This is a genomic window from Streptomyces calvus (genome assembly GCF_006782915.1).
Classification (GTDB): Bacteria; Actinomycetota; Actinomycetes; order Streptomycetales; family Streptomycetaceae; genus Streptomyces; species Streptomyces calvus.
The window spans coordinates 666,110-678,502 of the sequence record NZ_VCNP01000056.1 but is presented as its reverse complement, the minus strand read 5'-3'; the positions used below and the strand labels follow the sequence as shown (position 1 = coordinate 678,502).

Annotated in this window: 12 protein-coding genes; 6 read left to right on the top strand and 6 right to left on the bottom strand. The window is 73.5% G+C overall.

Translation table 11 applies throughout. The features are described from left to right. Window positions 1-2 precede the first annotated feature (2 nt). The gene (gene gntD, locus FGW31_RS31365) at window positions 3-1,025 is read right to left on the bottom strand and encodes a guanitoxin biosynthesis L-enduracididine beta-hydroxylase GntD (protein ID WP_142196925.1); all 1,023 of its coding nucleotides are present in this window, start codon (window positions 1,023-1,025) and stop codon (window positions 3-5) included. Between the two features lie 300 nt (window positions 1,026-1,325). Between gntD and FGW31_RS31360 the strand changes: the two genes are divergently transcribed. Both FGW31_RS31360 and FGW31_RS31355 read left to right on the top strand, forming a co-directional pair. After that, window positions 1,326-1,538, top strand: coding sequence for an MbtH family protein (locus tag FGW31_RS31360; protein ID WP_142196924.1), 213 nt, complete (start codon window positions 1,326-1,328; stop codon window positions 1,536-1,538). A 6-nt stretch (window positions 1,539-1,544) separates the two neighbouring features. After that, entirely contained in the window at window positions 1,545-2,513 is a 969-nt protein-coding gene (locus tag FGW31_RS31355; protein ID WP_142196923.1) for a D-2-hydroxyacid dehydrogenase, read from the top strand. An 89-nt stretch (window positions 2,514-2,602) separates the two neighbouring features. On the opposite strand, the gene FGW31_RS31350 is transcribed toward FGW31_RS31355, so the two are convergent. Then, the gene (locus FGW31_RS31350) at window positions 2,603-3,598 is read right to left on the bottom strand and encodes a TauD/TfdA family dioxygenase (RefSeq protein WP_142196922.1); all 996 of its coding nucleotides are present in this window, start codon (window positions 3,596-3,598) and stop codon (window positions 2,603-2,605) included. A 287-nt stretch (window positions 3,599-3,885) separates the two neighbouring features. Here FGW31_RS31350 and sbnA point away from each other — a divergent pair, with 287 nt between their 5' ends. Continuing rightward, entirely contained in the window at window positions 3,886-4,902 is a 1,017-nt protein-coding gene (gene sbnA / locus FGW31_RS31345) for a 2,3-diaminopropionate biosynthesis protein SbnA (protein ID WP_233452599.1), read from the top strand. Continuing rightward, window positions 4,895-5,893, top strand: a complete 999-nt coding sequence (gene sbnB / locus FGW31_RS31340) for a 2,3-diaminopropionate biosynthesis protein SbnB (protein WP_142196920.1) — start codon at window positions 4,895-4,897, stop codon at window positions 5,891-5,893. The genes sbnA and sbnB overlap by 8 nt, the downstream gene beginning before the upstream one ends. Before the next feature lie 155 nt (window positions 5,894-6,048). Here the strand turns inward: sbnB and FGW31_RS31335 are convergent, their stop codons facing one another. Continuing rightward, entirely contained in the window at window positions 6,049-6,744 is a 696-nt protein-coding gene (locus FGW31_RS31335) for a LuxR C-terminal-related transcriptional regulator (protein ID WP_142196919.1), read from the bottom strand. A 171-nt stretch (window positions 6,745-6,915) separates the two neighbouring features. Here FGW31_RS31335 and FGW31_RS31330 point away from each other — a divergent pair, with 171 nt between their 5' ends. Then, the gene (locus FGW31_RS31330; protein ID WP_142196918.1) at window positions 6,916-7,320 is read left to right on the top strand and encodes a nuclear transport factor 2 family protein; all 405 of its coding nucleotides are present in this window, start codon (window positions 6,916-6,918) and stop codon (window positions 7,318-7,320) included. Between the two features lie 114 nt (window positions 7,321-7,434). Beyond that, on the top strand, window positions 7,435-10,413 hold the full coding sequence (locus FGW31_RS31325; protein ID WP_142196917.1) for an AfsR/SARP family transcriptional regulator: 2,979 nt from the start codon (window positions 7,435-7,437) through the stop codon (window positions 10,411-10,413). Between the two features lie 22 nt (window positions 10,414-10,435). Here the strand turns inward: FGW31_RS31325 and FGW31_RS31320 are convergent, their stop codons facing one another. The 3 genes from FGW31_RS31320 to FGW31_RS31310 form a co-directional block, all read right to left on the bottom strand. Then, complete coding sequence (locus FGW31_RS31320) at window positions 10,436-10,630, bottom strand: hypothetical protein (protein ID WP_142196916.1); 195 nt, start codon at window positions 10,628-10,630, stop codon at window positions 10,436-10,438. Window positions 10,631-10,802: 172 nt separating this feature from the next. Further along, on the bottom strand, window positions 10,803-11,585 hold the full coding sequence (locus FGW31_RS31315) for a thioesterase II family protein (protein ID WP_202431461.1): 783 nt from the start codon (window positions 11,583-11,585) through the stop codon (window positions 10,803-10,805). Between the two features lie 16 nt (window positions 11,586-11,601). Next, window positions 11,602-12,363 carry a thioesterase II family protein gene (locus tag FGW31_RS31310; RefSeq protein ID WP_142196915.1) on the bottom strand — a complete coding sequence of 254 codons (762 nt, stop codon included), beginning with the start codon at window positions 12,361-12,363 and terminating at the stop codon, window positions 11,602-11,604. Window positions 12,364-12,393: the final 30 nt, after the last annotated feature.

Here is a 12,393-nt window from a genome sequence, read left to right as displayed (position 1 = left end):
GGTCAGTGGATGACGCGGGCGCCGGCGGCGACGCGGGTGGCGCGGGAGGAGCGCAGGTCCCGGGTGACGTTGACGCGGCGGAGCCAGCGGTCGCGGCCGTCGTAGCGGGCCGCGTACGGCTTCCTGCCGTGCACGGACTTGTAGTTGTCGATGAACAGGGCGTCACCGGGTTTCAGCACGACCGAGGTGAGCTTGTCGTCGATCTCCTTGACGAACCGGTCGAAGGCGGCCATCGCCTCGGGGTCGTCGTCCCGGCGGTCCATGAAGTACGGGTCGAGCCGGCCGTACGGGGCTTTCGGGTCGCCGAACAGGACGGGGATCAGCGGCGGGTTGCTGTTCATCTCCGCGACCCAGGAGAAGCTGCGCTCCATCAGTTCGCGCGGCGCGTCGCCGTCCTGTCCGCCCCGGTTCTTCGGCAGGTGGGACTCGTCGGGCCGGATCACGTAGCGCGGTTCCATCAGCGTGCGCACCGTCTCCTCGTCGAGGTCGAGGTCGTCGAAGACGGCGTACGTCGTCTCCACGGCGTCGGGGTTGCGCAGGCACAGCAGGCCGACGTAGTGGGCGCGGCAGGGGTGGAAGGCGTCCTCGGTGTGCCACCACAGCGGCGCCGACGTCGAGGAGTTGATCTGCTCCGACTCGTGTCCCTTGATCGGCATGACGTCGTGCAGCAGCCGCCCGCCCTGCTGGGTGGCCCAGGCGATCGGGTCGCCGAGCAGTGAGGCGCACAGCAGCAGGAACAGGTCCTCGCGGGCCGTGCCGTTCGCACGCGCGCCGCCCCAGTGCGCCGGGGTGTCGCCGATCGCGTCGTCGTCGACGCGGAATCCGGTGAACAGGCAGCCGCCGGCCGGTTCGTGCAGCCGGAAGTGGTTGGCCGCGGTCCGCACCGCGCGCGGCATGTCCTGTGCCCAGACGGTGATGCGGTCCAGCAGCTCCGGAGCGTCCGGGCGGCCGTGGCCGTCGAGGATCTCGGCGACGAGGTCGTCGATCCGGCGGCGGTCGTCCTCGCTCAGCTCAATGGTGAACATCTCGCTCCTCGGTTGGCGCCCGCCGGTGCGGGCCGGATCTCACCTGGTGGCAGGTTCCCGCTTTTCCCGACGACCGTATGGATCGGCGACCGTGCCGGTCAATGAGCGTTTCTCCGATCGTGTCACCACACGTCGCGCAACGGTTTCAACGCGGTGTGCAGAACGCCTCAACAAAACAGGCAGACGGCGCTGCACCGGGCACGGTCGACGGTTTCTCCTCCGCCATTAGGCTCGATCCGAGGAAAATGCCCGAGAGTTGAGTACGCACCAGAGGGACAGCCCGCAGGAAAGGAAACCGACGTGTCCGAGAACCAGCAGACCCCGGAATTCCACGTGGTGGTCAACGACGAGGAGCAGTACTCGATCTGGCCCGCCGACCGCGACCTGCCGGCGGGCTGGCGCTCCGGCGGCCCGTCCGGCAGCCGTGAGGCGTGCCTGGAGCACATCGAGCGGGTGTGGACGGACATGCGGCCGCTGAGCGTGCGCCGGCACGCCGACGCGGCGGCCGGCTGACCGGCCGTGGACAGGCGCGTCCGCGTCCGGACGTTCGGCATGCCGGCCGGCCGCGCGGCCGAGGACGTCTCGGCCGCCTGGCCGGAGGCCGAGCTCACCGAGGCCCCGGCCCACGGCGACCCGGAGGCCGACGAGGACGGCGACTGCACGGCGGCGCTCGTCTGGGACTGCGCACCGGACCGGCTGGCCCGGTTCGTCGCCGCGCAGCCGTCGCTGCGCTGGCTGCACACCACGTCGTCCGGACTGCCGCCCGAGGTGCTCGCCGCGCTGGCCGCGCGCGGCGACGTCACCGTCACCAACGGTGCCGGCACGCACGGGCGGGCGGTGGCCGAGCACGTCGTCGCGGTGACACTGGCCCATCTCAAGCGGCTGCCCGGCCTGATGGCCGCGCAGCGCACCGCCGACTGGCGGCCCGAGACCGCCCGGGAGCTGGGCGGACTGCGGGCCGGCGTCGTCGGGCTCGGCGACCTGGGCCGGCACACGGCACGGCTGCTCGGCGCGTTCGGCACCGAGGTCGTCGGGCTGCGGCGCGGCACGGCACCGGTGCCGGAGGTCGGCGAGACCTACGGGCCGCGGGAGTGGAAGCGGTTCTACGACGGGCTGGACCTGCTGGTGGTCTGCGCCCCGCTCACCGGCCTGACCCGCGGCATGGTCGGCCGCCGCCAGCTGGCGCTGCTGCGGCCGGGTGCGTTCCTGGTCAACGTCGGGCGCGGTCCGGTGGTCGACGAACAGGCGCTGATCGAGGCGCTGCCCGGCGGCCGGCCCGCCGGCGCGGCGCTCGACGTGTTCGCCACCGAGCCGCTGCCGGCCTCCTCACCGCTGTGGTCGACGCCCGGCGTGCTGGTCACGCCGCACTGCGCCGACACCACCGCGGAAACCGCCCGGCGCTGCCTGCGGCTGGTGCTGGACAACATCGCCCGCCACCGCTCCGGCCTCGCGCTGCGCAACGTCGTGGACCTCGCCCGGGGTTACTGAGCCAGCCGTGGCGCCGCCGCGGCGGTGGCACGCGCGAGGGGGCCGTCGCACGGTGCACGCCGTGCGACGGCCCCTCGCGCGTTCGGTCGTCACACCCGCAGCACCGGCCGGCCGCCGTGGGCGTCCACCTGCCGCTGCCCGTAGCCGTGTTCCAGGCTTTCGCGGGCCGGCCGCTGCCGTGGCGAGCGCACCAGGATCCGCTTGAGCCACCGGTCGGTGCCGTCGTAGCGCGGCCGGAAGGCGGTACGGCCGTGGACGGCGGCGTCGTTGTCGATGACGACGAGGTCGCCCGGCGCGAGCGGCACGCCGAAACTTCCGGCCTCCAGCGCCCTGCCCAGCCGCCCGTAGGCGTCCCGGAACTCCTCGTCGTCGGTGAGCAGCCGGGAGTAGGACGGGTCGTAGCGGAGCCCGAGACTGCCCTCGCGCTCCCACAGCGTCGCCATGCCGACGGGTTCACGCGCGGCGGCGGTGTCGTCCTCGTAGCTGTCGTCGGGCAGGATCGCCACCTCCGGCCGGAGCAGGTGCCGGATGTCGCGTTCGTCGAGTCCGGCGCTGGAGACGGTGGACAGGCGGCTTCCGATGCCGTCGGGGTTGCGGACGCAGACCAGCAGCAGGAGGTCGGCGCGGTCCGGGTGGAAGGCGTCCTCGGTGTGCCAGGCCAGCTCGGTGGTGCTGCTGGAGCCGATCTGCATCGCCTCGCAGCCGGGGCTCGGCACGATGTTGTGCACGATCCGTCCGTCCTGCTGGTCGGTCCAGCCGAAGACGCGCCCGAACCGGGCCGCGACCAGCACCAGCGCGATGTCGAGCGCCGCGCACCGCTCGCGGTCGGTCTCACGCCAGTGCAGCGGAGTGGGTCCGGGATCGGTGAAACCGGCGAAGAGGCCGCGCACGACGCGGTGGCCGACGCCGGGCGCCGGCGGCCGCAGCACGTCGGCCAGCCGCTCGGCGAGCGGTTCGGGCAGCCGGGCGGCCGGGTCGGCGAGCACCGAGTCGCCGAGCAGACCGCCGGCGGCGAGCTCCTCGGCCGCCGTCACGAGCGCTCGGCGGCTTTCGACGTCCACGTCGTGGGAATCCAGCACAGGCATGAGAAGACCTTTCGGGCACGTGGCAGCGGGATGCATGGCAGCGGCCCAGCCTTTTCGGCGCCGCGCGGAAAGGTCAAGGTTTTCGCCACACCGTCGCGATAAATCAGCGCATCGCTGAGGAATTCGACGGAGGTACTCAACGAATGACGCACAGGTCGGTGCACCGGGCCGCTGATGCCACGGCCGGGGGCCGCCTTCTATCGTCTTTTCCGCACCGTCCCGCGTTCGCCGATTCCACCGCGCACGAACGCACCCTCCTGACCGGCGCGCGGGTCGAAAGGAATGCAGTGATAGCCGACCACGCTTTCGAGCTGTTCAGTGAACACGCCTTCCTCTCACTGCCGGACTTCGCGGGCGCGTTCGCCACGACCGTGAAGATCGAGGGCATGAACGCGGCCGGCTCGATCAAGCTGAAGACCGCCCGGGGTCTCGTCGAGGCGCTGGAGCGCAGCGGCCGGCTGGGGCCCGGCAGCGCGCTGATCGAGTCGACGTCCGGAAACCTCGGCATCGCGCTGGCGTCGGTGTGCGCCGCGAAGGGCTATCCGCTGACCCTGGTCACCGACCCCAACGCCAACGACGCCGGCGTCCGCGCGATGCGGGCCCTGGGCGCCGAGGTGGTCGTCGTGACCGAACGGGACGCCAACGGCGGCTATCTGCAGACGCGCATCGAGTGCGTGCGGCGCATGCTGGCGGCCGACCCGGCGCTGGTGTGGACCGACCAGTACGCGCATCCCGCGAACCCGGCGACGCACCGGCACACCACCGCCGTGGAGATCATCACCGGATTCGGCCTGCCGGACTGGCTGTTCGTCGGCACCGGCACGGCCGGGACGCTGATGGGCTGTGTGCAGGCCTTCCAGGCGCTCGGTGCGCCGACCCGGATCGTGGCGGTCGACACGGTCGGCTCGGTCACCTTCCACTCGGCGCCCGCCGTACGGCACATCCCGGGCCTGGGCAGCAGCCGGCCGTCCCGACTGCTGCGCGACGACGGCAGTTTCACCAAGGTGGTGATACCGGAGACCGACACGGTGCGCACCTGCCGGCGGGTCGCCCGGCGCTACGGGCTGCTGGTCGGCGGATCCACCGGCACGGTCCTGTCGGCGGTCGCACGGCTCGCTCCGGCGATCGCGGCCGGCAGCCGGGTCCTGGCCCTCTCGCCGGATTTCGGCGACCGCTATCTCGACACCATCTACAACGACGACTGGGTGACGGACCGCTACGGTCCCGAGGTGCTCGACGACGCGCCCGCCGCCGACCGGCCGCTGCCCGCACTCCGGAAGGACGAGCTGATCAACCATGCCTGAGTTCTCCGTGATCACCGGACCGCAGGTCGCCCAGGTCCTGGACGGCCGGGAGGCGCGCGTCGTCGACCTGGTGCGGGAGGCCTACCTGGCCCACCACGACGGCGACAGCGTCAACCCGGACAGCTACTTCCTGCGGTTCCCGCAGAAGCCGGAGGCGCGCATCATCGCGCTCCCCGCCTACCTGGGCGGCAAGGCGGGCGTCGCCGGCATCAAGTGGATCGCGAGCTTCCCGCACAATGTGCGCTCGGGGCTGCAGCGTGCCTCCGCCGTCCTGGTCCTCAACGACTTCGAGACCGGATTCCCGCTGGTTCTGCTGGAGTCGGCCGCCATCAGCGCCGCGCGGACGGCGGCCTCCGCGGCGCTGGCGGCGGCCGCGCTGGGCCCGGACACGGTGCGGCGCGTCGGCGTGGTCGGCGCCGGTCCCATCGCCCGCACGGTGTGCCGCTACCTCGCCGCCACCCGCGGCGGGCTGCCCGAGGTGCGCTGCCACGATCTCGACGCTGCCTCCGCCGACCGTCTCGTGGACCACCTGCGGCGCACGCACGGCGGCGACGCCCGCACCGGCACGCTGTCCGACGCGCTGGACTGCGACCTGGTCGTGCTCGCCACCACCGCTCCGGCGCCGTACATCCACGCCCCGGAGCACGCGCTGCGCGCCGGGCAGCTGGTGCTCAACCTGTCGCTGCGCGACCTGGCCCCCGAGTTGCTCCTCGGGGCGGACAACGTCCTCGACGACGTCGAGCACTGCCTGAAGGCGGCGACCTCTCCGCACCTGGCCGAACAGCTCACCGGCGGACGCGACTTCGTCACCGGCACGCTGGCCGGGGTGCTGCGCGGCGAGGTGCGGCTCGACGCGGGCCGGCCCACGGTGTTCTCTCCGTTCGGCCTCGGCGTGCTGGACCTGGCCGTCGGGCATCACGTGTACCGCACGGCGGCCGAGGACGGACTGCTCCTGACGCTGCCCGACTTCTTCGGCGACACGGCCCGGTGAGCGGCCGGACGCGGCGGCGGTGAAGGGGCGCCGCCAAGGAGACGGGCGCCGAGGAAGCCGGGGCCGGCCGGAGAAACGTGCGCCACGGCGGCCGGGCCCGGCGCAGAGGCGGGCGGCACGGGCGGGCGGCCGCGTGCGGGCGGGCGGCCGCCGGCTCACCGCCAGTCCGGGCCGAGACCGTGACCGAGCAGCACGGCCTCGGTCCGGGTGCCGAGGCCGAGCTTGGTCAGGATGTGGTAGACGTGGCTGCGCACGGTCGCTTCCTGGATGTAGAGCCGCCGGGCGATCTGCGCGTTGGTGATCCCCTCCCCCAGTGCCACCAGCACCTCGCGCTCACGCGCGGTCAGCTCCTCCAGCGCCTCCGACGGGCTGACGCGCTGCCGGGTCAGCCGGGAGGCGGCCCAGCCGACGAGGACCTCGGCGATCGAGGAGGACAGGAAGGTCCGGCCGCGCGAGGCCGCCAGCACGGCGGCACCGATGTCCTGCTCGCCGGTGCTCGGATCGACGTACCCGTGGACGGTCTGCATCACGGCGCTGCGCAGCGCCGTGGTGTCGTCCGGCCGCATCACGACCACCACGGCCGGCGTCCGTGCCTGCCCGGTCCGGCCCGCGGCCGGGGTGACGGCCTCCGGCCGGTCGGGCAACTGCCGCGCGCCCACCAGCAGGACGTCGGGCCGCCGTATCCCGCCGGTGAAGGCGTGCACCGATCCGTAGTCGCCCACGACATCGATGACGGACGAAGCCTGTGCCAGCGAGCGGATGCCGGCGCGTTGCAGCGGATCGTCGTGGATGATCACCGTACGCACCAGGTCGGAGACGGGGTGCGCCTCGGCCACCTGTTGGTTCGCCATGTCTGTACCGACTCCCTCTGAGTTGGAGGTCTTCGACGCCGGTCAGCATCCGTGGCCCCGCTATCGCGGCGCCATCGGCCGGGACTGCAGCGCGGCGATAGCGGGCCGATAGCGGCCGGTAAGGGGCCGGCGCCACGCTGGCGGGGGCAGCGACGGAAGAGAGGAAGCGCCATGCCAGTGGAGGACCCGTACCGACCGGCGCCACCGCCCGCGGGCCTGCCGGCCGCCGGAGTGGACCATGTGCGGTTGCAGTACGCGTACCTGGCCGCGCGCGACATCGACGGCTACCTGTCCCTCCTGGACGGTGACATGAGCGTCGACGGCCCGGGCGGCACGGTGCGCGGCCGGGAGGCGGTCGGGGCGCTGCGCGGCCGGCAGCTCAGCGGCGGCAGCATGTCCTGCGCGGTGGCGCAGGTCGTCGCGTCGGGCAACACGGTGGCCGCCGTGGGCCGTTACCGGGGCGACGCGCTGCACGGGCGGTGGGTGGACGCGGAGTTCTGCGAGGTGTTCGCCCTGGCGCCCAGTGGACTGCTGCTGTCTCAGAAGACCTACTACCGGGTCGACCCGCCCACGTAGACTGGCCCGGCTGCCGCACGACGCCGTACTGCGGCCGGTTCCGGTACCGGTGCATGCCGCCGTGTCGCCGGACGGCTCCGGCGCTCCGACGGATGAAGGGTCAACGGATCGCCCATGTCGCAGACGAGCCTCCGGACGTCGTGCCTCGTGTACGGACTTCTCGGCCCGCTGGAGGTCCGCGATGCGCAGGGCGGCACCCTGCGCATTCCACCGGGCCGGCAGCAGACGGTCCTGGGCGCCCTGCTCCTGGAGGCGAACCGGGTCGTCTCGGTGGACCGGCTGATCGACATCGTCTGGGAGGACGAACCGCCGCGCACGGCCCGGACGCAGATCCAGATCTGTGTGTCCCAACTGCGTGCGGGACTCGACCGCGCACGTGGTGAAGAAACGATTCAAACGCAGGCGCCCGGCTACCGGTTGCGCGTCGCGGACCACCAGCTCGACCTGACCGCCTTCACCGCGGCGCGCGCCGCGGCCGACGCCGCGGTCGCACGGTGCGACGACCTGGAGGCCTCGAGGCTGCTGGGCGAAGCGCTCGCGCTGTGGCGCGGACCCGCGCTGAGCGGCACCACCAGCCGGGTGCTGCAGACGGCCGCGGCCCAGCTGGACGAGGCCCGGCTGAGCGCCCGCGAGGCCCTGGCCGACGTCGGCCTGCGGCTCGGCCGGCACCACGCGCTGATAGGCGAGCTGACACTGCTGGTCGACGAGCACCCGCTGCGCGAACGCCTGCGCGGTCAGCTGATGCTCGCGCTGTACCGGTCCGGCCGCCAGTCGGAGGCGCTGGAGGTCTACCGCCGAGGACGCGAGACGCTGGTGGAGGAACTGGGCCTGGACCCGGGCAACGACCTGCAAGAGCTGGAATCGGCCATTCTCTCCGCCGATCCCCGGCTGCTGCTGCCGGACAGCTCGTCCGCGCCGCCGGCACCGAAGGACGACGACCCGGCCCGGGCGGCCCTGGCGCCCTTCCAGCTCCCGCGCGACATCGCCGACTTCACCGGCCGCACCCGCGAGATCGAGGAGATCGGCGCGCTCCTGTCGGCGGACGGCGGCACCGCGACCCGGATCGTGGTGCTCTCCGGCGCGGCGGGCGCCGGCAAGAGCGCACTCGCCGTGCACGTGGCGCACCAGCTGGCGGAATCGGCCTTCCCGGACGGCCAGCTCTACCGCGACCTGGGCGCGTCCGGCGCCGCACCGGCCACCGCCGAGGACGTGCTCGGCCGCTTCCTGCGGGCGCTCGGCGTGCCGGGCGAGGCGGTGCCGGAGACGCTGGACGAACGGGCCGAGCTGTACCGGCAGTCACTGGCCGGACGGCGGGCGCTGGTCATCCTGGACGACGCCGTCGACGGCCGCGACCTGAACGCGCTGCTGCCCGGATCCTCCAGCAGCGCGGTCCTGGTCACCAGCCGGTCCCGGCTGGCCGGACTGGCCGGTGCCCGGGTCATCGAGGTCGAGGCGTTCGACGCCGCGCAGGCCGTCGCCATGCTCCGCGAGGTCATCGGCCGGGACCGGGTGGAGGCCGAACCGGAGGCGGCGCGGGCACTGGTGCGGCTGGTGGGCGGTCTGCCGCTGGCGCTGCGGATCGTCGCCGCGCGTCTGGCGGCACGCCGGCACTGGTCGCTCGGGTGGATGCTGGAGCGGCTCTCCGACGAACGGCGCCGTCTGGACGAACTGGCCCACGGCGAGATGATGGTGCGGGCCTCCCTCGCCATGACCTACGACGGCCTCGACCCCGACGCCCGCCGGCTGCTGCGCCTGCTCAGCCTGATCGACGGCCCCGCCTTCCCGACCTGGACGGCCGCCGCGCTGCTGGACATGGACGTCTACGGCGCCGGCGACCTGCTGGAGCAGTTGGTGGACACACAGATGCTGGAGATCTCCGGCATCGACGCCGACTCCAGTCCGCGCTACCGCTTCCACGGACTGATCAAGCTCTTCGCCCGTGAGCGGCTCGAGCACGAGGACGCCGACGAGGACCGCCGCGCCGCCGTGGAACGGCTCACCGGCGGCTGGCTGGCCCTGACCGCCGAGGCCCACCGCCGCCTGTACGGCGGTGACTTCACCGTGCTGCACGGCACCGGCACACGGTGGCCGCTGCCGGAGCGGCACACGCAGGGACTGCTCGCCGACCCGCTGCGGTGGCTGGAGGCCGAGCACGGCCACCTCGTCTCGGCGGTGTCCGCGGCAGCAGCCGCCGAACTGCCGGAGACGTGCTGGGACCTCGCGGTGTCCCTGGTGACGCTGTTCGAGGCCCGCTGCTACTTCGACGACTGGGAGCGCACGCACGACATCGCGCTGGAGGCGGTGCGCCGGGCGGGCCTGCGGCGCGGCGAGGCGGCCCTGCAGTGCTCGCTCGGTTCGCTGCATTTGAGCCGGTCCCGGCTGCCGCAGGCCCGGGCCCGTCTGGAGCCCGCCGCGGCGGCCTTCGAGGAGCTCGGTGACCTGCACGGTCTGGCGCTCGCCCGTCGCAACCTGGCGCTGCTCGACCACATCGGCGGCGATGTCGCGGCTGCCGCCGAGCTCTACGGCCAGGCGCTGGAGGGCTTCCGCGCGCACGGCGACCTCACCGGTCAGGCGCACGTCCTGGGCCAGCTCGGCCACATCGCGCTGGTGCACGGCGACGAGGACGAGGCCGGCCGGCGGATCAAGGCGGCGCTGGAGGTGTGCCGCGCCGCGGGCGGCGGCCGGATCGAGGTGCAACTGCGCTACCGGCTGGGTGAGTTGCTGCTGCGTCAGGGCCGGCTGGAGGAGGCGCAGGCCACGCTGGGGGAACTGCTGGAGCGGGTGCGGGCCGTCCAGGACATCAACGGCCGGGCCCGGATCGCCCACCGCCTCGGCGTCGTGGAGCACCGCCTCGGCCGTACCGAGGCGGCCCGCGAGCGGCTGCTGGAGGCGCTGGAGTGCCACGAGCGGCTGCGGGACGAGCGCACCGGGGCACAGGCGCGGCTCGATCTGGCGGAGGTGCTGGTGGAGCTGGGCGACCGGCACCAGGCGGCACGTCATCTGGGCCGGGCGCTGCCCTCGTTCGAGGAGTTCGGCATGACCGGGGCGGCCGGGCGCGCCCGCGAGCTGCTGCGGACCGTCGGCCCGGTGTGACGCCGGGCGCGGGCCGCGGCGGTCACGGTCCCCACGGTGTGTCCGAGTCGGTCGGCGCGGCGGCCTGCCGCACGGCCGTCGCCGCTCTGTCCTGCGGGGCGGTGACCGCCACGACGGTCCTGTCCCGGTCCTCCTGCGCCGTACCGGTCCCGAGGACCGGTGCGAGGAGCAGAAGCAGTACGAAACAACCGGTGTGCCGCCTGTGTGCTGCCTTCATGGCCTTCTCCCCGTTCGTCGATGTCACCGCCGGTTCCGTCCGACCGGTGACACCGACGTTAGGAGTGACCGCCATCACGCCACTATCGCGTGCGTCCCGGCCGCTATCACGGCCCGGCCGGGCCGGCTCCGGCCCGCGATGACCTGCACCGTTGCCCGTCGTTGCCGGTCCCTCACACCGCGGTGAGCTCCCGCAGGCGGTCGTGGACGGCACCGGCCACGGCGGGCAGGTGGTCGTTGAGGAAGAAGTGGCCGCCCGGCAGGACGGTCAGCCGGAACGCCGCGTCCGTCTCCCGCTGCCAGGCCCGCATCCGCTCCGGCGACGCCGACGGGTCGTCCTGTCCGGCGAAGGCGTGCACGGGCATGCCGAGGGCCGGGCGCGGCGTGTACGGGCAGGTCGCGACCGTGGTGAGGTCGGCGCGCAGGGTGGGCAGCATGAGGGCCAGCAGATCGGGGTCGTCCAGTACGTGCTGCGGCGTGCCGCCCATGTCCCGCAGGTAGGCGACCAGGTGCTCGTCCGACTGGTCCCAGGCCGGCACCTCGCGCTGCAGGAACGGTCCGGGACTGGCCCCGACGAACAGCGCCCGGGCCTGCGGCAGTCCGGAGTTGCGCAGCGCGTGCGCCACGTGGAAGGCGACCTGTGCGCCCATGCTGTAGCCGAACAGCGCGTACGGGCGGTCGAGGCGCGGTCCGAGCGCCTCGGCGACGGCCTCGGCGAGGGGTTCCATGCGGTCGAACGGCGGTTCCCTGAACCGGGCGTCGCGGCCGGGCAGCAGCACCGGCTCCACGCTGACGCCCTGCGGCATCAGCGGCGGCCAGGTGCGGAACATGCTGGGACTGCCGCCGGCGTAGTGGAAGCAGAACAGCCGCAGCCGGACCGCGGCCGGTTCGGGACCGGTCCGCCTGATCCAGCGGTCCGCCGCGCCCGGGCGGACCGGGCCCGCGAAGGTGCTCACGTCGCTGTCCTCCCTCTCACGCGGCCGGTACGGCACCGGTGCGTGCCAGTCCGGCGGCCAGGACCTGCCGCAGCGGTTCGGGCGCGCCGGTGAACGTGTAGTGCCGGCCGTCCAGCAGCACGTCGGTGGTGTCCCCGCACACCGGCCAGCCACCCATCGTGGTGTACGGGACCTCGTCGTCCTGCCGCCAGCCGATGGCGGTGATCGGGCAGGGCAGCCGTGTCGGCTCGGCGACGTGGTACAGCTTGTTGGCCTCGATGTCGGCGCGCAGCACACCGAGGGACAGCTCCAGCAGGCTGCGCACGGGCTTGCCGCCGAGTTCCACGACGAGCCGGCCGAGTTCGTCGAGGAGCTCCTCGTCGGTCATGCCGAGGAACCGGCCGCACGGTCCGTCCTGCGGCGCGACCTGCGAGGAGACGAACAGCCTGGCCGGGGCCGGGTGGCCGCGCTCCACGATGCGCACGGCCGTCTCGTACGCGCCGAGCGCCGAGCCGCAGTGCCCGAACAGGCCGTAGGGACGGTCCAGGTACGGCAGCAGCGCCTCGGCGAGGTCGTCGGCCATCGCCTCGTAGGTGGCGTGCGGTTGCTCGCGCAGCCGGTTCTCGCGGCCCGGCAGCTGCACCGCGCAGACCTCGACGCCGTCGTCGAGGAACTCCGGCCACTGCCGGTACATGCTGGCGCCGCATCCGGAGTACGGGACGACGAAGAGGCGGGCCCGGGCACGCGGTGCGGGTTCGCGCAGGAACCACTTGGTGCGCGGGCGGGCGGAGGTGGGCATCGGTCGGTCTCCTCGGGAAGTCGGGGCGGC